Genomic DNA, 832 nt, shown 5'->3' with positions numbered 1-832 from the left:
GGGACCCTGTGGGAGAGTAGGACGCCGCCGAACAATTTTTGAGAAAACCCCCGGACCGGGGATACCGGTCCGGGGGTTTTCTGCGTTCAAAAACAGTTTTCCGCTCTCCGTTCACGGTCGGCTGATGGGTCGGCCTGCCGACTTCCCTGTTCTTTCAAGGGTGTTTTACAGGCGGCCCGCGGACTTCAGTGCCAGGTAGGCGTCCGCCAGGGCCGGCGCGAGGTCGTCCGGAGTCGCGTCCACGACGGTGACGCCGCGACGCCGCAGCGTCTCGGCGGTGCGCTGCCGTCCAGCCTCGGCCTGGGCCGCCGCCGCTGCCTCGTACACCGCGTCGACGTCTCCCCGGGCCTTCGCCATGCGCGCGACGTGCGGGTCCGCGACCGACGCCAGCAGCACCGTATGGCGCTGGGTGAGGCTGGAGAGCACCGGGAGCAGGCCCTCTTCGACCGGTGCGGCGTCGAGGGTCGTCAGGAGCACGATCAAGGAGCGTCGCGGGGCCGTACGCAGGGCTGTCGCGGTCAGGCCGCGGGCATCCGTCTCGACGAGCTCAGGTTCGAGCCCGGCCATGGCGTTGACCAGGGACGGAAGGACGTCGCCGGCCGCACGGCCCTGGACCAGGGCGCGTACCCGGCGGTCGTAGGCGAGGAGGTCCACGCGGTCGCCGGCGCGGGAGGCCAGGGCGGCGAGGAGCAGCGCCGCGTCCATGGAAGCGTCGAGGCCGGGGGGGGGGGCGGCGCCCCCCCCCCCCCGGGGGCGGGGGGGGGGGGGGGGAAGGAAATTTAGGTGTGGGGGGCGGGCGCGCGCGGCTGGGGGGAGCGCGCCAGAGGCGCGC

Annotated in this window: 1 pseudogene; it reads right to left on the bottom strand. The window is 73.1% G+C overall.

Going from position 1 to position 832, the window contains the following annotated elements:
- Positions 1-165: 165 nt before the first annotated feature.
- A pseudogene (locus ACFXGX_RS32465) lies at positions 166-723 on the bottom strand (DUF58 domain-containing protein); the annotation flags it as partial.
- Positions 724-832 lie beyond the last annotated feature (109 nt).

Origin of the sequence: Streptomyces sp. NPDC059371, assembly GCF_042751995.1 — a bacterium.
GTDB lineage: Bacteria > Actinomycetota > Actinomycetes > Streptomycetales > Streptomycetaceae > Streptomyces.
The sequence above is the reverse complement of the archived record's forward strand: the minus strand, read 5'-3'. Positions and strand labels throughout refer to the sequence as shown.